The sequence below is a fragment of the Paraburkholderia silviterrae genome (assembly GCF_004353915.1).
Lineage (GTDB): Bacteria > Pseudomonadota > Gammaproteobacteria > Burkholderiales > Burkholderiaceae > Paraburkholderia > Paraburkholderia silviterrae.
The window spans coordinates 126,723-145,444 of record NZ_SMRP01000005.1 but is presented as its reverse complement, the minus strand read 5'-3'; the positions used below and the strand labels follow the sequence as shown (position 1 = coordinate 145,444).

Here is an 18,722-nt window from a genome sequence, read left to right as displayed (position 1 = left end):
GCAAAAATGATTCAAATGATGGACCCGCGCAACGACGAAAAGAACCTGTGGGTCGGCTGGGATGAGTATCACCGGCTGATCGAACTGCTCGCGCTCTCGGTACACGAGTCGCGCTGGAAGTTCGACCAGATCCTGTGTCTCGCGCGCGGCGGCCTGCGCGTGGGCGACCAGCTCTCGCGCATTTACGACCTGCCGCTCGCGATCCTGGCGACGAGCTCGTACCGCGAAGCGGCGGGCACGGAACAGGGTGATCTCGACATCGCGCAGTACATCACGATGACGCGCGGCGAGCTCTCGGGCAACGTGCTGCTCGTCGACGACCTCGTCGATTCGGGTGTCACGCTCGCGCGCGTGCAGGAGCATCTCAAGGTGCGTTATCCGGCGGTGACCGGCGTGCGCTCGGCGGTGCTCTGGTACAAGGGTTGCTCGAAGGTGAAGCCCGACTACTTTGTCCAGCATCTGCCGACCAATCCGTGGATCCACCAGCCGTTCGAAGAGTGGGATACGGTGCGCCCGCACAATCTCGGCGCATGGATCAAGCGGGGGCTTCAGCAGGCCCAGCAGGATCCGCAGAAGTAAGGGCGGTCTCAAGACTGCTGTGTCGCCGGCGGCACAAACCAGGAACGGAGCCTTTGGGCTCCGTTTTTTTATGTGCCGCATGCTTTCGCGCCTTGTCGTGCCGCCTGGCTGCCGCGTTGGGGCGTGCGTTGGTCAAGCCTTGACGCACCGCCAGGTTGGCGTCGCAAGGGGCCATGCTAAACTCCCGCGGGACAAGAGGGGCGTCGCGGGGTCACAACGATCACTCGGGTTTCGTCCGCAGCCAGTTTAGAATAGCGCTCGTTTTTTCCGCCTCGAACGGATTTCCGCGTATATGACAACTAGCACGCACGTGAGCACGCACGTGGCAAAACAGCCGCTACCAACACTCGCAGTAGCGGCCATCGGCGTGGTGTTCGGCGATATCGGCACGAGTCCGCTGTATTCGCTCAAAGAGGCGTTCAGCCCGGCACACGGCATTCCGCTCAACAATACTTCCATCCTCGGCGTCATCTCGTTGCTGTTCTGGGCGATCATCATCGTCGTCAGCGTCAAGTATGTGCTGTTCGTGATGCGCGCCGACAACAACGGTGAAGGGGGCGTGCTCGCGCTCATGGCGCTTGCCATGCGTTCGTTCGACCGCAAGAGCAAGGGTGCCGCCGTGCTCACCGCGCTGGGCATCTTCGGCGCCTGCATGTTCTACGGCGACGCGGTGATCACGCCCGCCATCTCGGTGATGTCGGCGGTCGAAGGTCTCCAGATTGCCGCCCCCAAGCTCTCGCATCTCGTGCTGCCGTTCACGATGGTGATCCTCGTCGCGCTGTTCTGGATCCAGCGGCACGGCACCTCGCTCGTGGGTCGCCTGTTCGGGCCGATCATGGTGCTCTGGTTCGTGACCATCGGCGTGCTCGGCGTATCGCGCATCGTTCAGGCGCCGGGCGTCATTGCCGCGCTCAATCCGTACTACGCCGTCACGTTCATGGGCGCGCACCTGCTGCAGGCCTATGTGGTGCTGGGCTCGGTCGTGCTGGTGCTGACCGGTGCGGAAGCGCTCTACGCCGATATGGGCCACTTCGGCGCAAAGCCGATCCGCTACGCGTGGTATGGGCTCGTGATGCCTTCGCTCGTGCTCAACTATTTCGGCCAGGGCGCGCTCTTGATGCAGGACCATAGCGCGATCGAGAATCCGTTCTTCCTGCTCGCGCCGGATTGGGCGCTGCTGCCGCTCGTGGTGCTTTCGACGGTTGCGACCGTGATCGCTTCACAGGCCGTGATCTCGGGTGCGTACTCGCTCACGAGCCAGGCGATCCTGCTGGGCTATGTGCCGCGCATGAAGGTGCTGCATACGTCTGATCTCGCCATTGGCCAGATCTACGTGCCGGTCGTGAACTGGATGCTGCTTGTCATCATTCTGTGCATCGTCGTCGCCTTCAAGAGTTCCGATAATCTCGCCGCCGCGTACGGCATTGCCGTGACCGCGACGATGGTCATCACCACCATGCTCGCGAGCGTCGTGATGGCGAAGGTGTGGAAGTGGAACATCTGGCTCGTTTCGTTCATCATCGCGTGTTTCATGGTGGTCGATCTCGGCTTCTTCGGTGCGAACTTGCTGAAGGTCGAGGAGGGCGGGTGGCTGCCGCTCAGCATCGGCGCGCTGCTGTTCTTCTTGCTGATGACGTGGTTCAAGGGGCGCATGATCGTCAAGGAGCGCACCGCCGCCGACGGTATTCCGCTCATGCCTTTCCTGCAGGGGCTGCTCGCGCATCCGCCGCACCGCGTGTCGGGCACGGCCATCTATCTCACGGGCAGCGACACGCTCGTGCCGGTGAGCCTGCTGCACAACCTCAAGCACAACAAGGTGCTGCACGAGCGCACGATTTTCCTCACGTTCCGCATTCGCGACATTCCCTACGTTGCCGACTCGGAGCGCGTGCAGGTGAAGGACATCGGCGGCGGTTTGTATCTGGCGAAAGCCGACTACGGCTTTAACGAGACGCCGGACGTGACGGCCGTGCTCGAAGAGATCGGCCGCAAAGAGGGCATGTCGTTCGAGATGATGGACACGTCGTTCTTCCTCGCGCGCGAGACGGTCGTGCCGACGCAGTTGCCGGGCATGTCGATCTTCCGCGAGCGCGTGTTCGCGTGGATGCATCAGAACGCCGCGAAGCCTACCGACTTCTTCAGCATTCCCGCGAATCGCGTGGTCGAGCTCGGGACGAAGATCGAGATTTGATGCTTCGTTGCGTTGACAACAAAAAAGGCGCCACGGCGCCTTTTTTGTTGTCTGCGGCCTGGCAAGCGCAGGGTCTTTGCAGACCCCGCGCCGCGCGGCGCTTGCGCGTCAGCGCTTTAGCTTCGCGAACGCTGCCGCCATTGCGTTGGCCGGCTCGGCGTCGCGCGAGCGCTGGCCGCCGCGGTTCGCATTGCCGCCGCGCTGATCGCGGTTGCCGCCGCTGCCGGCAGTGCCGCCGCTGCGCTGCGCGGCGCTCGCCGGATCGTCGTCCATGCGCATCGTGAGCGCGATGCGCTGGCGCTTCACGTCGACGTCGAGCACCTTCACCTTTACCACTTGGCCGGCCTTCACGACTTCGTGCGGGTCCTTGATGAACTTCGTCGACAGCGCCGAGACGTGCACGAGGCCGTCCTGATGCACGCCCACGTCGATGAACGCGCCGAAGGCCGCCACGTTGGTCACGACGCCTTCGAGCACCATGCCGGGCACGAGGTCGGAGACCTTCTCCACGCCTTCGCGGAAGGTCGCCGTCTTGAACTCGGGGCGCGGGTCGCGGCCCGGCTTTTCGAGCTCCGAGAGGATGTCGCGCACGGTCGGCAGACCGAAGCGCTCGTCGACGAACTCGGTGGGCGCGAGGCCCGAGAGCGCTTCGCGATTGCCGAGCACGTCGCCGATGGTGCGTTTGATCTTCGCGAGCATGCGCTCGACGACCGGATAGGCTTCCGGGTGCACCGACGAGCGGTCGAGCGGATTCTCGCCGCCGTTGATGCGCAGAAAGCCCGCGGCCTGCTCAAAAGTCTTGTCGCCCAGACGCGGCACCTTCTTCAACTGCTCGCGCGAGGGGAAGGGGCCGTTGGCGTCGCGGTAATCGACGATATTGCGCGCGAGCGTCGCGTTCAGACCCGACACGCGTGCGAGCAGCGCCACCGATGCCGTGTTCGCATCCACGCCCACGGCGTTCACGCAGTCTTCGACCACCGCGTCGAGCGAGCGTGCCAGCTCGCGCTGGTTCACGTCGTGCTGGTATTGGCCCACGCCGATCGCCTTGGGCTCGATCTTGACGAGCTCGGCGAGCGGATCTTGCAGGCGCCGCGCGATCGATACCGCGCCGCGCAGCGAGACGTCGAGCTCGGGGAATTCCTTCGCTGCCAGTTCGGATGCCGAATAAACCGATGCTCCGGCTTCGGAGACCACGATTTTCTGCAGCTTCAGTTCGGGATGCTTCGAGATCAGCTCGCTCGCGAGCTTGTCGGTCTCACGCGAAGCGGTGCCGTTGCCGATGCTGATGAGTTCCGCCTGCGTTTGCGCGGCGATGCGCGCGAGCTTTGCGAGCGAGCCGTCCCAGTCGCGGCGCGGCTCGTGCGGGTAGATCGTGTCGGTGGCGAGCAGCTTGCCGGTGCGGTCGACCACGGCGACCTTCACGCCGGTGCGCAGGCCCGGATCGAGGCCGATCACGGCCTTCGGACCGGCGGGCGCCGCCAGCAACAGATCCTTGAGGTTGCGCGCGAACACGCGGATCGCCTCAGCCTCGGCCAGCTCGCGCAGGTTCGTGAGCAACTCGTTTTCGATGTGCGGCTGCACCTTCACGCGCCAGCACCAGCGGCACACGTCGGAGAGCCACTTGTCGGCCGGCCGGCCCTGGTTGGCGATGCCGAAGTGGCGCGCGATCATCGCTTCGCCCGGATGCGGCACCTGCGCGTCGAGCTCACCGCCGAGGCCCAGCTTGACCATCAGCACGCCGGCGTTGCGGCCGCGGAACAGGGCGAGCGCACGGTGCGACGGCACGGTCTTGATCGTCTCCGAGTACTCGTAGTAGTCGCGGAACTTCTCGCCTTCCTCGTTTTCCTTGCCCTCGACCACGCTCGAGATCACCACGCCCTGGTTGTACAGCCAGTCGCGCAGCTTGCCGAGCAGCTCGGCCGTTTCGCCGAATTGCTCCGAGAGGATGTCGCGTGCCCCGTCGAGCGCGGCCTTCACATCGGCGACACCCTTTTCGGCGTCGACGTATTGCGCGGCCTCCGTCTGCGGATCGAGCAGCGGATTGGCGAGCAGTGCGTCGGCGAGCGGCTGCAGGCCGGCTTCGCGCGCGATCTGTGCGCGCGTGCGGCGCTTGGGCTTGTACGGCAGATAGAGATCTTCGAGCACCTGCTTGCTGTCGGCCGCTTTGATGGCGGTGCGCAGCTCGTCGGTGAGCTTGCCTTGCTCTTCAATGCTCGCGAGGATCGTGGCGCGACGGTCTTCGAGCTCGCGCAGATAGAGCAGTCGCTCTTCGAGCGTGCGCAGTTGCGTATCGTCGAGATTGCCCGTGACTTCCTTGCGATAACGGGCGATGAACGGAACGGTCGCTCCTTCGTCGAGAAGCTGGACGGCGGCCGCCACCTGACGCGGTTGAACGGTCAATTCGCTGGCGATGCGCTGGACGATCTTGAGTGCTACGGTTTCCGTCATAGGGTCTGGATATTCCTGCGAGGATCGGTTTGCGGTCCGGGTTAGCGGCCCCGGGTTGCGGTGCCGGGCTGCGGTCCCGGTTTGCGCTCCCGGGTTTGCAGTCCGAAAGCCGGGCGGGAGACATCAAGCGAGCAAACGCCCGCCGGCTGGTGGAGCGGGGCATTTTGCCATAAATGGCGGGGCGCTCAACTCGGGGGGTGTTAGAATTTCAGGCATGTTCCGTTGCCCTCAGAAGACGTTGATCCCATCCTGTTTGACACCCGTCCAGCCCAGTGCGCGCCAAGGCGCGGCATGGCGGACCACCGCCCGCGCGGCGGTCTATGCCGTCGCATTGCTGGCGACGGCGAGCGTTCCGGCCCTCGCGCAAGAGGCGGCGGCCTCCGGGGTGGTGGCCGGTGCTGATTTGGCGGGCACTGGCGCGCAAGACGCGCGCCCGGTCGAGGTCGGCGGACCGGTCGATGTTTCGGCGCCCGCTTCGGCCCCGGTATCGTCGTCGGTCTCGGCGCACACACCGGGCACCGCAGATGTGGCCGCGGCCTCGGGCGCTACGGCCCCGACTGCCGGCGCGGGCAATGACTTTGCCGCGCGACAGAAGGTCCTTGATCGGCGTACCGCGGAAAACAACTACCAGTACGGCGTAGCGCAGCACAATTGCTACGATACGTTCTTCGTGAACCACTGTCTCGGCAAGGCGCGCGATGCGATGCGCGTCGTGCAGGCGGATATCCGCCATCAGCAGTTGGCGCTCGACGAGGAGCAGCGTGCCGACAATGCGCGCCGCCGCGACGAGCAGGCCGCGCTGCAGCGCGCGAAGGACGAGGCCGATGCGCCGCAACGCGCCGCGAATGAGGCGCAAAGCGCGCAGGCCTACGAAGACAAGCAGCGCCAGCACGCGCTCGATCAGGCGCAGCGCCAGGCAGAAGCACCGCAACGCGCGTCGAACGCGCAGGCGTTCGAGGAGAAGCAGCGCCAGCACGCGTTGCAGCAGGCGCAGCGCGAAGGCGAACAGGCTCAGTCGCAACGCGCGGCCAATCAGGCTGCGTACGACAAGAAGCAATCGGATTATCAGAAGCAACTGGACGAGGCACGCCGCGAAGGCCAGCAGAAGGGCCAGGAGCGTGCCCAGAAGGCCGAGCGCTTCCAGCAGAAGCAGGAAGAGGCGGCGAAGCATAAGGCTGACGTGGAAGCACGTCAGAAGCAGGCGGCCGAGAAGGCGCAGCAGCAACAGCAGCAAAAACCGCAGGGCCAGTAGCACCACGCTTTTTCAGCCGGACAGCAACCTCAGGCGCGCGACCTTTCGCACGGCGTGCGCCGATCATGACGAGGAGGCGAGCATGCGCGAGCATCGTGAAGTCAAGGGCGAGGTCCTTCGTGACCGTATTCTGCAACTGGAAACGGAACACGGGGACCTCGACCGTCTGATCGACAGGATGTGCGAGACGTCGGACTACGACGATTTCGAATTGCAGAAGCTGAAGAGGCGCAAGCTCAAGCTGAAAGACAACATCATCCTGCTGCAATTGCAGCTGGAACCCGATTCAACTAAGACCTCGAACGGGCACGCCTGATTCCGGGTCCTGGCAGGCGCCGGGGCGCGGCTGCAGTCGCGCCGCGCTCAGAGGACCGAGCAGGAACCGCTTGCCTTGAATTCAACGACCGTTTCCCGATCCCGTCCCGCGCGCGAAGGCGGCGCGCAGGACGGTGACGCGCGCGCTGCGCAAATGGCGAGCGCGCCCGCATTGAGCGCGCGCCGCGGTGCGGAACTCGAAGAGCTCTTCGCCGCCAACGGGCTGTTGGCGCGCGAGATCGACGGCTATCGTCCGCGCGCCGCGCAGATCGAGATGGCGCGCGCCGTGGCAGCAGCTATGGAGGCCGCCGCTCAGGCTTTGCCCGAACCGGCGATGTTCGAGGCGCAGACGCGCCCGGCGCGGCGTCTCGAACGCGGCGCGCCCGCGCCCGCGCAAGATCGCGCCGAGCAAGCCGCACACGCGGCCACCGAATCCGGCGACAACACGCTGATCGTCGAGGCGGGGACGGGCACTGGCAAGACCTACGCGTACCTCGTGCCGGCCATGCTGTGGGGCGGCAAGGTGATCGTCTCGACGGGCACCAAGCACCTGCAGGACCAGCTTTTCGGCCGCGATATTCCCACCGTGCGCGACGCGCTTGCGGTACCCGTGAGTGTGGCCATGCTCAAGGGCCGCTCGAATTATCTGTGTCACTACTATCTGCAGCGCACCGCCGACAATGGCCGCTTGCCGTCGCGCCAGGAAACGGCGTATCTGCAGGAAATCGTCCGCTTTGCGAAGATCACGCGCTCGGGCGACAAGGCCGAGCTCGCAAGCGTACCGGAGACAGCCGCGGTGTGGTCGATGGTGACGTCCACTCGCGATAACTGTCTCGGCCAGGAGTGTCCGCACTACAAGGACTGCTTTGTCATGCAGGCGCGCCGTGAAGCGCAGCAGGCCGACATCGTCGTCGTGAATCACCATCTGTTCTTCGCGGATATCATGCTGCGCGATACCGGCATGGCCGAGCTGTTGCCGAGCGCGAATACGATCATCTTCGACGAAGCGCATCAGCTGCCCGAAACCGCCACGCTGTTCTTCGGCGAGACACTTTCAACTGCGCAGTTTCTCGAGCTCGCGCGCGATTGCGTTGCCGAAGGCCTGAGCCATGCACGCGATGCGGTGGAGTGGGTGAAGCTCGGCGCGGCGCTCGAGCGCGCGGCGCGCGACGTGCGGCTCGCGTTCAAGGAAGATTCGCTGCGCGTGTCGATCACGCAGTTGCCTGAGGATCATCCGCTCTTCGACTCGCTCGACGCGTTGCAGACGGAGCTCGGCACGTTGGCCACCGCGCTCGCGGGCCAGGCCGAGCGCGCCGAATCGCTGGGCACATGCCTGCGTCGCGCGCGCGAGCTTCAGGGCGTGTTGTCCGGGTGGTCCGTGCCGGGTGCGTCGGTTGGCGCGCCATCGCGCGACGCACGGGCTGCCGCAGACGCTGGCCAGTCCGATGGGCAAGGCAGTGCCGCAAGCGAGCCGGGCGCCGACGACGAAAAAGTCCGCTGGGTCGAAGTGTTCTCGCACACGGTTCAGTTGCACGAGACGCCGCTTTCCGTGGCGCCCATTTTCGCGAAACAACGCGCGGGCGTGCCGCGCACGTGGATCTTCACGTCGGCGACGCTTTCCGTGCGCGGGGACTTCACGCACTATGCGGCGCAGATGGGCCTGAGCGCGCGCCGCTCGATGACGTTGCCGAGTCCCTTCGATTACCCGCAGCAGGGCTTGCTCTACGTGCCGCGTAATATGCCGCAGCCGTCGTCGCCGCAATTCACCGACGCGGTGTTCGATGCGGCATTGCCCGCCATCGAAGCGTCCGGGGGCGGCGTTTTCATGTTGTGCACGACGTTGCGCGCCGTCGACAAGATCGCTGGAAAGCTGCGCGATACGATCGAGGCACGCGGCTGGAATACACCGCTGCTGGTGCAGGGCGATGCAAGCCGCACTGAGCTGCTCGAGCGCTTTCGCGCCTATGGCAATGCGATCCTCGTGGGCAGTCAGAGCTTCTGGGAAGGCGTCGATGTGCGCGGCGATGCACTGTCGCTTGTCGTCATCGACAAGTTGCCGTTCGCGCCGCCCGACGATCCGGTGCTGGCAGCGCGCCTCGATGCGCTGGCGAAGAAGGGCTTGAGCCCATTTGCGGTTCATCAATTGCCGCAAGCCGTGATCACGCTCAAGCAGGGCGCAGGGCGTCTGATTCGCGCCGAGACGGATCGCGGCGTATTGATGATCTGCGATACGCGCCTTGTGGACAAACCTTATGGCCGGCGTATCTGGCAAAGCCTGCCGCCGTTCAAACGCACGCGCGAGATCGAAGTCGTGCAGGAGTTTTTCACGGCAAAGGGCGAGCAGGGCACTCCGTGACTGCGCTTGGCGCGCGCTATCTAGCGCGCGTCGCGTAATATCCGCTTGCATATGCGCAATGCCGGTTACATGCATTGCGCATGAGGTCGGCGTTGTGTTGCGGGCATATGGGCATCGCCTTTATCCGCAGAAAAGACCAATAAAAAAGCCACGAACGTGAGTTCGTGGCTTTTTTATTTGCCCGCCGCGCATCTGACGAGGCCGTCAGGCTGCCCGGCGTTTCGCTTCGATGCCCGCTGGAGCCGAAGCTCCGGGCGAGCACCTCGCGAACACAGCTTACTGGCTTGCGCCCGAAGCCGGAGCAGCAGCGCCAGCGTCCGAAGCAGCAGCGGTGCTCGAAGCGGCGGCAGCGCCAGCGTCCGAAGCAGCAGCCGTAGCATCGCTCGCAGCAGCTGCAGCGCCCGAAGCAGCTGCCGTTGCGTCCGAAGCAGCAGCAGCCGGTGCCGAAGCAGCGGTAGCGTCGCTAGCCGGCGCAGCAGCTTGGTCGCTGCTCTTGTTGCACGCAGCCAGTGCAACAGCTGCCAGCAGGGATGCTACGAGGAGGGATTTCTTCATGATCACGTCCTTTTATGGTTAAAGGTAAGCAACAGCGCAAAATAATACCGGTAATGTGCCCCAACATCGACCTGAGCCGCTGGTGGAGATGCACTGCAAGAGCGTGAATCTTCCCTACGGCCTGGGCGGAAATTATAGGCACTTTTGTATCGACCGTCGACAAATCCGGGGACAATACGTTGTCTTTCTCATACAAGCACTATATTTTAGTACGGTATAACAGTCCGAAGCGCTTAGGCAAGCACCCCGAGCCGTATCCAGCCCGCACGATACCACTCGTGTAGCAACGCTGTCACACACGAATCGTGTGAGAGTGTTACAAAGCGTTTCCCATCCAGAAAGCGGTTGTCAGCCAATAACGGCAGCCATTTTCTCACTTCCTTGAGCAAGTACTGTTCCCCGTTCAGGTAATACGAGCGCGCATCGTAAAGCAGGATTGTCCTGCGGTCGAGTGTTATCCCATTTTTCGCGGCGCGCGCAACAAAACGCGCTTCGTCCAGCGGCTTTTCGGGGCCGTCGAATACCACATTAGATTTCGGTTCTGAAAGCCAGGAGCCGACGAACGAGGAGACGTCGGCATCGCTCCACCGCACTTTAGCAAGCACAGCCGAGACGCGCTCCACAAGTGCCGGGGGGAGTTGGGCAGGATGCGTCACCGCGCTCTGGTCGGGGTCCCGGTAGAGCGTGGGGTTGCCCGCGTTCGAGCTGGCCGCGCCATCCGCGCCGCGCTCGGCCAGCCAGTAGAGAAACTGGCTCGTGAGCTCGGTCGTGGAGGGCGAACGAAAGCCGATCGAGCAGGTCATGCATTCGCCCTCGGCCACGCCGTCGTGCGCGATATGCGGCGGCAGATAGAGCATGTCGCCGGGCTCCAGCACCCATTCCTCTTCGGGCTCGAAGTTCGCCAGGACCTTGAGCGGCAGGCCTTCCTGCAGCGACAGGTCGCGCTGCGCGCCGATGCGCCAGCGCCGCTTGCCGTGCACCTGCAGGAGGAACACATCGTACGAATCGAAATGCGGACCTACGCCACCGCCGTCGGAGGCGTACGAGATCATCAGGTCGTCGAGGCGCGCGTCGGGCGCAAAGCGAAAGCGTTCGAGCAGCGCGCGGGCACGGTCGTCGTGCAGGTCCACGCCTTGCACGAGCAGCGTCCACTGACGCGTCTTCGCTGTTGGCAGTTCGTCAGGTGCGAAAGGGCCGTGCTCGAGCGCCCAGCGCTTGCGAAAGTGCGTGATGAGTCGCGATTCGACGTCGTCCTGGTCGGCCAGCGCGAAGAGCTCGTCGCGCGAGAGCGGAGCCTCGATGCCGGGTATCGCCTGGCGGATCAAGAATGGCTTTTTCTGCCAGTATTTCTTCATGAACTGCGCCGGACTCAGGCCGCCAAGCAGCGGCGTGGGCAGATCGGGTGCTGGACTCGCCAGGGAGGAGGGGGCGCGCCGCTCGCGGGCGTCCTCCGGGTGGTCTGGGGACCGCTTGGGCATCGTATAATGTGGTCTGTAATCTGGAGGATCGAATGAAAATTGCAAAGGACACCGTCGTGTCGGTCGCTTACAAGCTATCGGATGCGCAGGGCAATCTGATCGAGGAAAGCGACGAGCCGATGGTCTATCTGCACGGCGGCTATGATGGCACGTTCCCCAAGATCGAGGAAGTGCTGGACGGCAAGGAGCCGGGCTTCGAGACTCAGATCCAGCTTGAGCCGCAGGATGCGTTCGGCGAGTACGATCCCGATCTCGTCAAGATCGAGCCGCGTAGCCGCTTTCCGGAGCCGCTCGAAGTCGGCATGCAGTTCGAGGGCACGCCCGAAGAAGGCGACGAGGATCTCGACACGCTCATCTATACCGTCACCGACGTTGCCGAAGACAAGGTTGTGCTCGACGGCAACCACCCGCTCGCGGGCATGGCCCTGCGTTTCGCGCTGACCGTAAAGGAAGTGCGTCAGGCCACCGAAGACGAAATCGAGCATGAGCACGCGCATGGCGCGGATGGCCTCGAAATCGTCGACGAGGACGATGACGACGACGGCGACGAAGCCGCTTCCAAACCCACCCTGCATTGATCGGGCAACGCGCCGGCGGCAACTGTCGGCGCGTCTCGCTCTACGTCGCGCCCTTGCATCCCGCTGCGTTTTTCTTCTCGTCAGGCGCGACGCTTCACCGCTCGTTGTGCATCTCGCGCTAGTCTGAGCGTGCCGTTTGCGTGTCATGCGGCGCTGCGACTCGCTCCTGCTGTTCAATTCACGACGGCGTCATCTACGGCTGCGTTGGCGGCAGGACGGTTTGCGGCTCGCCAGACCCAGTCGATGGCCCCGAGCCTTGCGCGGGCCAGGCGGGTGCCGCCTTTCCCGTGCTCGCGCCGTCTGGCGCTCCCATCCCGCCCATGGAGTTTGTGCCGCTGGCGCTGTTCGCGTCGGGCGCCTGTTGCATGCCGGGAATCTCCGTGACGTCGGGCATCGACGATATTTCAGGCATGGCAGGGAGCGCCGGTTCGCCGCTGCCGCCCGGTAGCAGGGGTGGCAGTGGCGGCGGCAGGAGCGGCAGGTGCCGCGGCACGTCGTGCACGCTCACGCGCAGCGGCGTGCGGCGTGTCATGTCCGCATCGATTTGAAGCCACTGCGTGAGCGGGTCGCGCAGCGAGAATTCAATGCGCGTAACGTTAGCGATCCTGATTCCCTTGTCGTTGCGCAAAGGTTGATCGATGGCGAAGGCACGTGTGAGCTTTGCGTTGTCCGGGTGCACGAGGACGACCGGGCCCCGGAAGGTTTCCGCCAGCTTCACGAGGCTGCGTCGCAGTTCGGCATAACCGTCGCGCGGCGTGCGGCGAAAGCGCAGCCACGCGAAGCGGTCGGGTCGCTCGTACTCCTCGGGCATCGCGTTGCCCTGCATGAAGATGACGATGGCGCGCGCATTGCGGCGGCGCGCGAACTCGGCCGCGTGCTCGAGCCAAAAACCGTTGGCGATCACGCGGTCCTCGAATTCGCCATTGCGGCCACCGGCGTTCAGAAAGTGATTGTTGCCGTCGGGCACGTTCAGTGCGATGAACACGGTGTCGCCGAGTTGCCAGCGTGCATTCTCCCGATATGGCCTGAACCGCGAGACCTCGCTTTCGCGCGTGAGCGTGAGCGGAAATTGCCCGAGCGAATTGGCGTCGGCGAAGAAGTCCTGGCGCAGGAAATCGAGCCGCTCGACCGGGTCGTAACCGCCCGCGCCGGCAGTGCCGCACGTGCCCCAGTCGCGTTGCCCCGGCACGAAGATGAGTGGCACGCGCGACGCGTCGAGCAAGGTGCGGCGCCGTTCGTACAGGCGGTCCGAGCAGGTTTCGCGCGATCCTTTGAGATTGCCGTCATAGACGGCAAACGAAATCTGCGGATCGCGCCCGATCGCGTCGATTAGGCGCTGGAGCGTGGTTTCGTCGCCGGGCTCGGTGATGACGTTTGCCAGCACGGCGAACGAATAACGGGACGAAGGGCCCTCCGCCCTTGCGGCGAATGGCAGGCCGAACATCATCAGGCAGACGAGGGCGCTTTGCAGCCCACCGCGCTGGCCTTCGCGTAGCAGCGATTGCAGTGCCGCTTGCGGGCGACGCGCCGCCCGCCGCACCCGATGCAGAAAGCGCGAAGCAAAGACACCCCGGCCATGCGGGAATGGCCGGGGTGGCGTCGCGAGGCGACGCTCAGCGTTTCGCGTCCGGCGCCGTGGCCAGCTCATGCAGTTCGTAGAGCAGATCGAGTGCATCGCGTGGACGCAGCTCGTTCGGATCGAGCGAGCGCAGGCGTTCGGCGACGAGCGCAGCACCCGGGTCGGCGGCCGCCGGCGCGTCTTCGACGAAGGGTTGCGCGTCGAAATCTTCGTCTTCCGAAGCCGCGGGTGCGGCGAACAGGTCGAGCTGCGGCGTGGGCTGTCCGGCCGAGAGCTGCTCCAGATACACGAGATGCTTGCGCGCCGCGCGGATCACGGGGTTGGGCACGCCCGCAAGCTGCGCGACCTGCAGTCCGTAGCTCTGATTGGCCGGCCCCTCGCTCACGGCGTGCAGGAACACGATGCCGTGCCCGTGCTCGACCGCCGACAGGTGCACGTTGGCCGCCTGCGCGAATTCCGTGGGCAGCTGCGTGAGCTCGAAGTAGTGCGTCGCGAACAGCGTATGGCAGCCATTGCTCGTGAGCAGATGCCGTGCAATGGCCCATGCGAGCGCGAGGCCATCGAATGTCGACGTGCCACGCCCGATCTCGTCCATCAGCACGAGACTTTGCGGCGTGGCGCCGTTGAGGATGGCCGCGGCTTCGGTCATCTCGACCATGAAGGTCGAGCGTCCGCCCGCGAGGTCGTCGGCGGCGCCGATGCGCGTGAAGATGCGGTCGATCGGGCCGAAGCGCGCGCGCCTTGCCGGTACGTAGCTGCCCACGTAGGCGAGCAGCGCGATGAGCGCGGTCTGGCGCATGAAGGTCGACTTACCGCCCATGTTCGGGCCGGTGATGAGCAGCAGCTTGCGCTCGGCAGTCAGTGTGCAGTCGTTGGCGATGAACTGCTCGACCTGCGCCTCGACGACCGGGTGGCGGCCCTGTTCGATTTCGATGCCGGGCGCTTCCGAGAATTCCGGCGCGTTCCAGTCGAGCGCGCGCGCACGCTCCGCGAAGGCGGCGAGCAGGTCGAGCTCGGCGAGCGCTGCCGCGACACGCTGGCAATCGGGAATGAAGGGCAATAACGACTGAAGCAGGGCGTCATAGAGCGCTTTCTCGCGCGCCAGCGCACGCTCCTGTGCCGAGAGCGCCTTGTCCTCGAATGCTTTCAGTTCGGGCGTGATGTAGCGCTCGGCGTTCTTGAGCGTCTGGCGGCGGCGATAGTCGTCGGGCACCTTGTCGGTCTGGCCGCGCGTGACTTCGATATAGAAGCCGTGCACCTTGTTGTACTCGACCCGCAAATTGCCGATGCCGGTGCGCGTGCGTTCGCGCGCCTCGAGGTCGATCAGGAACTGGCCGCAGTTCTCGGACAGGTCGCGCAGCTCGTCGAGCTCCGCGTCGTAGCCGCGCGCCATCACGCCGCCGTCACGCACCATGGCGGCCGGCTCGGGTGCGACCGCGCGTTGCAGCAGGTCGGCGCATGCCACGGGCGGCTCGAGCGCCTCGACGATGCGTGCGAGCGAAGCCGCAGCGCTGGCCACCCCGGCAACCTGCTGGCGCAGCGCGGGCAGGGCGGCGAAGGTGTCGCGCAGGCTCGAGAGATCGCGCGGGCGCGCCGAGAGCAGCGCGAGACGCCCGGTGATGCGCTCGACATCGGCAATCTGGCGCAGCGCGCCGCGTAGCGCTTCGACGCTGGCGGGCGGCGGCGCTTCGAGCAGCGCGCCGATCGCCTGCTGGCGCATCTGTGCGATGCCCGCGTCGCGCGGCGGATGGTGGAGCCAATGCCGCAACAGGCGGCTGCCCATGGTGGTGCTGCAGGTGTCGAGCAGCGAGCACAGCGTGGGCGATTCGGTGCCGCGCAGCGTTTCCGTGAGTTCGAGATTGCGGCGCGTGGCCGGATCGAGGCCGATGTATTCGGATTCGGCTTCGACCTTGAGGCTGCGCACGTGGCGCAACTGCTGGCCCTGCGTGGCCGCGGCGTACAGCAGCAGCGCGCCGGCGGCGCCGCACGCGCTCGTGAGCGCCTGCGCACCGAAACCGTCGAGACTTGCAACGTCGAGTTGGTCGCACAGGCGTTGCTTGCCCGAGGCGACGTCGAAGTGCCAGGCGGGCACGCGCGTCATCGCCCCCGAGCCCGCTCCGGTGCCGGTGGGCGGCGCCCAGCCCGACGATTCCGCGGGCATTTCCGCCACGAGGATTTCCGCCGGGCGAATGCGCTCGAAGGCTGCCGCGACCTGTTCCGGCGCGACTTGCGCAAGGCGCAGCATGCCGCTCGCGAGATTGAGCCACGCGAGCCCTACGTCGACGGTCACGCCGCGCCGGTTGTGTCCCGGGCAGACCGCCATCAGATAGACGTCGTTCTTGTCGGAGAGGAGCGCGGCGTCCGTGAGCGTGCCGGGCGTGACCACACGCACGACCTTGCGCTCGACCGGCCCCTTCGAGGTGGCCGGGTCGCCGATCTGCTCGCAGATCGCCACCGACTCGCCGAGCTTCACGAGCTTCGCGAGGTATTGCTCGACGGCATGATGCGGCACGCCCGCCATCTTGATCGGATTGCCCGCCGACGCGCCGCGCTGGGTAAGCGTGAGATCGAGCAGGCGCGCGGCTTTCTCGGCGTCTTCGAAGAACAGCTCGTAGAAGTCGCCCATCCGGTAGAACACAAGCGTGCCCGGATGATCGGCCTTGATGCGCAGGTACTGCTGCATCATGGGAGTATGTTGCGCGGTGTCGCTGGCGCTGGCGGTGTGTGTAGCCATCCTCGGTGTCTTGCTAGGGGGTTCAGGGCGTGAGTTTAACCCGCGGCGCGAGCATATGAACCTGGCCGGATGGCCAGACATGCTCACATGGGCTTGCTGCGGCTGCGCGCAAAGCGCCGCCGTTTATTCGTCGGCGAGCGCCTGCATGTCGATTGTGCGTGCGTTTGCCGCACTGCGCCGCATCGCGAGCCAGATCATCGCGGAGACGAAAATGCCGAACACGACGATGATCCACTGCACCGGCACCTTCGCCGTGAGCAGCAGCGCGTAGGCACCGAGCATCAGCAGCACGGCGAGATTCTGGTTGAAGTTCTGTACGGCGATCGAGTGGCCCGCCGAGAGCAGCGTCGCGCCGCGGTGCTGAAGCAAGGCGTTCATCGGCACGATGAAAAAGCCCGCGAGCGTGCCGAGCAGGACCATCAGCGGATACGCGAAGAGCAGGTAGAAGGGCATCACGAACGTGCCGAAGCGCACGCCTTTGCCCGCCGGAAAGAGGCCCTTGCTGTAGAACGCCATCGCCACGGCCACTACGCCGCATAGCACGCCCACCGGCAGCACGCGCAGCGAGGCGCGCAGCGACACCCATGCGGCCGCGGCCGCCGCTCCCAGCGCGATGCCGAGGCCGGTCACGCCCTGCATCACGGCCGCCTTCGAGAGCGAGAGGCCGAGATTCGCGTCGGCCCACTTGAGCACCAGCAGTTGCAGCGTGACGGCGGCGCCCCACATCAGCGTCGTGACCCACAGCGCGATCTGCGCGAGCTTGTCGGCCCACAGCACGTTAAAGCAATGGACGAAGTCGCCCACGAGGCGGCGAGGCTCCTTGAGCCGGTTCTCGTAGCGCGAGCCGGTATCGGGAATGCCGAAGTTGATGAGCGCGGCGAGCGCGTAGGTAAGCATCACCGCGAGCATCGCGAGGTCAGCGGCCGAGTGGATGAGCGGCATCGGATGATGCGCGACGAACCGGTCCGCGTAGGTGGAGACGAGCGCGCCGCCCATCATCGTGCCGACGATCGTCGAGAGCACCGTGGCCGATTCGAGCCACGCGTTCGCCGCGACGAGTTTTTCGGCGGGCAGCAATTCGGTAAGGATTCCGTACTTTGCAGGCGAGTAGGCCGCAGCGCCGAAGCCGACTACGCCATAGGCGATCATCGGGTGCACGCCCGCGATCATCAGCAGGCAGCCGCCCGCCTTGAGCGCGTTCGAGACGAACATGACGTGGCGCTTTTGCAGCGCATCGGCGAAGGCGCCGACGAAGGGCGCGAGCAGCACGTAGGAGATCGTGAAAAAGATCTGCAGGAGCGGCGTGACCCAGGCCGGCGACGAGATCACCGTGAGCAGCGCGATTGCCGCGATCAGGAGCGCGTTGTCGGCGAGCGACGAAACGAACTGCGCGGCGATGATCGTGTAGAAGCCTTTCTTCATCGCGGAGTGGATCCGTTGTGGAGCCGAAACTGGCCGGCGGGGCTGGGGCCCGGCTGGCGCGGCGCGTCGTGCCACGAGTTGGCGCGCGAAACAAAAAAGCGGCCGAAGCCGCTTGACTCGTCGGGGCGGGCGGGGCGCGACGCCCCGTGGCCAGCATTGCGTTGCAACGCAATGAGATCAACCTGGCAACGCTCCCGGCAATTGTGACATGTGCGGCCGCGTGTTGCAGCGGCCGGCACAGGTGCACCCGCCTGGCGCCTGGTCATGCGCGATTGCGCTCAGGCGCGTCTTATCGGCCTGACTTTCAGGCTTCCTTCTTCACACGCGTGTACTTCGAGAGAACGGGCACCATTTGCGCATAGATCTTCGGGTTGCCCGCAACAACTTCACCCACGTGCAGGAAGTCCGAATCGCCCGTGTAGTTGCCGATCAGGCCGCCGGCTTCCGTCACGAGCAGGCCGCCCGCAGCCACGTCCCACGGGTTGAGGCCCTGTTCGAAGAAGCCGTCCATGCGGCCCGCGGCGACGTTCGCGAGGTCGAGCGCTGCGGCGCCCGGACGGCGCAGGCCGGCGCAGGCGTTGGTCATCTCGGCGAAGAGCTCGCAGTAGCTCTCGAGGCCGTTCTTCTCGCGGAACGGGAAGCCGGTGCCGATCAGGCCGTCGGCGAGACGGTCGCGGCGGCCCACGCGGATGCGGCGGTCGTTCAGGAACGCGCCGCGGCCGCGCGAGGCGGTGAAGAGGTCGTTGCGCGTGGGGTCATAGACGACGGCCTGCGTGACGATGCCCTTGTGCGCGAGCGCGACCGAGACGCAGTAGTACTGGAAGCCGTGGATGAAGTTGGTCGTGCCGTCGAGCGGATCGATGATCCACTGGTATTCCGATTCGTTCTCCGAGTGGCCGGACTCTTCGGCGAGGATCGCGTGATCGGGGTAGGCGGTCTTGAGCGTGTCGATGATGGCCGCTTCGGCGGCCTTGTCGACCTCCGTGACGAAATCGTTGTGCTGCTTCTTCGAGACCTGGACGAGGTCGAGATCGAGCGACGCGCGGTTGATGATCTGTCCGGCGCGGCGCGCGGCCTTGACAGCGATGTTGAGCATGGGATGCATGAGCCTGGATCCTTGTTGTCCGGCGCTCGCCCGAGCATGCGGCGCGCCGGTGGTGCAGAAGATAAAAGCGTCTAACGATTGGACAGGGCGCGAGCCGGGGGCGGCTTGCGGGTCCTGTCCCGCCAACGGA

At 65.3% G+C, this 18,722-nt stretch carries 13 protein-coding genes; 6 read left to right on the top strand and 7 right to left on the bottom strand.

What is annotated here, in order from left to right:
- Positions 1-6 precede the first annotated feature (6 nt).
- Complete coding sequence (locus EYW47_RS12940) at positions 7-579, top strand: phosphoribosyltransferase (RefSeq protein WP_133195239.1); 573 nt, start codon at positions 7-9, stop codon at positions 577-579.
- Between the two features lie 292 nt (positions 580-871).
- Complete coding sequence (locus EYW47_RS12935) at positions 872-2,770, top strand: potassium transporter Kup (protein WP_133195238.1); 1,899 nt, start codon at positions 872-874, stop codon at positions 2,768-2,770.
- A gap of 108 nt (positions 2,771-2,878) precedes the next feature.
- Here EYW47_RS12935 and EYW47_RS12930 read toward each other — a convergent pair whose 3' ends face one another.
- Complete coding sequence (locus EYW47_RS12930) at positions 2,879-5,218, bottom strand: Tex family protein (protein ID WP_133195237.1); 2,340 nt, start codon at positions 5,216-5,218, stop codon at positions 2,879-2,881.
- Between the two features lie 253 nt (positions 5,219-5,471).
- Between EYW47_RS12930 and EYW47_RS12925 the strand changes: the two genes are divergently transcribed.
- The 3 genes from EYW47_RS12925 (at position 5,472) to EYW47_RS12915 (ending at position 9,141) form a co-directional block, all read left to right on the top strand.
- Positions 5,472-6,470, top strand: a complete 999-nt coding sequence (locus EYW47_RS12925) for a colicin transporter (RefSeq protein ID WP_377784903.1) — start codon at positions 5,472-5,474, stop codon at positions 6,468-6,470.
- A gap of 82 nt (positions 6,471-6,552) precedes the next feature.
- Positions 6,553-6,786 carry a DUF465 domain-containing protein gene (locus EYW47_RS12920; RefSeq protein WP_133195236.1) on the top strand — a complete coding sequence of 78 codons (234 nt, stop codon included), beginning with the start codon at positions 6,553-6,555 and terminating at the stop codon, positions 6,784-6,786.
- A gap of 75 nt (positions 6,787-6,861) precedes the next feature.
- Entirely contained in the window at positions 6,862-9,141 is a 2,280-nt protein-coding gene (locus EYW47_RS12915; protein ID WP_133195235.1) for a DNA repair helicase YoaA, read from the top strand.
- Between the two features lie 276 nt (positions 9,142-9,417).
- Here EYW47_RS12915 and EYW47_RS40850 read toward each other — a convergent pair whose 3' ends face one another.
- Both EYW47_RS40850 and EYW47_RS12900 read right to left on the bottom strand, forming a co-directional pair.
- Positions 9,418-9,696: a hypothetical protein gene (locus EYW47_RS40850; protein WP_165976547.1), complete on the bottom strand. Its 279-nt coding sequence runs from the start codon at positions 9,694-9,696 to the stop codon at positions 9,418-9,420.
- Between the two features lie 233 nt (positions 9,697-9,929).
- Complete coding sequence (locus EYW47_RS12900; protein WP_133195233.1) at positions 9,930-11,174, bottom strand: cupin domain-containing protein; 1,245 nt, start codon at positions 11,172-11,174, stop codon at positions 9,930-9,932.
- A gap of 32 nt (positions 11,175-11,206) precedes the next feature.
- Here EYW47_RS12900 and EYW47_RS12895 point away from each other — a divergent pair, with 32 nt between their 5' ends.
- Entirely contained in the window at positions 11,207-11,752 is a 546-nt protein-coding gene (locus tag EYW47_RS12895; RefSeq protein WP_133195232.1) for an FKBP-type peptidyl-prolyl cis-trans isomerase, read from the top strand.
- A gap of 193 nt (positions 11,753-11,945) precedes the next feature.
- Here the strand turns inward: EYW47_RS12895 and EYW47_RS12890 are convergent, their stop codons facing one another.
- From EYW47_RS12890 to EYW47_RS12875, 4 genes are all read right to left on the bottom strand, one after another.
- Entirely contained in the window at positions 11,946-13,199 is a 1,254-nt protein-coding gene (locus EYW47_RS12890; RefSeq protein WP_240763665.1) for a hypothetical protein, read from the bottom strand.
- A 166-nt stretch (positions 13,200-13,365) separates the two neighbouring features.
- The gene (gene mutS / locus EYW47_RS12885; RefSeq protein ID WP_133195230.1) at positions 13,366-16,065 is read right to left on the bottom strand and encodes a DNA mismatch repair protein MutS; all 2,700 of its coding nucleotides are present in this window, start codon (positions 16,063-16,065) and stop codon (positions 13,366-13,368) included.
- 123 nt (positions 16,066-16,188) lie between these two features.
- On the bottom strand, positions 16,189-17,487 hold the full coding sequence (lplT, locus tag EYW47_RS12880; protein ID WP_133195229.1) for a lysophospholipid transporter LplT: 1,299 nt from the start codon (positions 17,485-17,487) through the stop codon (positions 16,189-16,191).
- A 304-nt stretch (positions 17,488-17,791) separates the two neighbouring features.
- Positions 17,792-18,592: an inositol monophosphatase family protein gene (locus EYW47_RS12875; protein WP_133195228.1), complete on the bottom strand. Its 801-nt coding sequence runs from the start codon at positions 18,590-18,592 to the stop codon at positions 17,792-17,794.
- Between the last annotated feature and the right edge of the window lie 130 nt (positions 18,593-18,722).